At 46.3% G+C, this 315-nt stretch carries 1 pseudogene; it reads right to left on the bottom strand.

What is annotated here, in order from left to right:
- Window positions 1-66: 66 nt before the first annotated feature.
- Window positions 67-315, bottom strand: a pseudogene (locus AB4517_RS22720) (ATP-dependent helicase); the annotation flags it as partial.

Below are 315 nucleotides of genomic sequence, written 5' to 3'. Positions count from 1 at the left end.
CAGAAGTCACTGTAACGGCGCGTTTTTATATGTATAGATCTTTAAACTGGAGCTTTGTACAGCTTATTAGCGACGTGCTTTACCGCGGTTTTGGTGAATCTTAAGCTTCGCTTTCATCTTACGTTTTTCTGATGAACGGCTTTTGCTGCGACCACCACGATCGGGCGCTAGATCTTTTTCAAGGCTTGGTTCAAAGCCCTCTAGCCACTCTTGAGGCAAGCGAGTATCAAGTAATCGCTCAATATCACCCAATAGGTAAGCTTCATCCTGACTCATCAAAGAGATCGCTAAGCCGCTGTTACCCGCACGGCCAGT

Source organism: Vibrio sp. 10N.222.52.C3 (genome assembly GCF_041474195.1).
Taxonomy (GTDB): domain Bacteria; phylum Pseudomonadota; class Gammaproteobacteria; order Enterobacterales; family Vibrionaceae; genus Vibrio; species Vibrio crassostreae_C.
The sequence above is the reverse complement of the archived record's forward strand: the minus strand, read 5'-3'. Positions and strand labels throughout refer to the sequence as shown.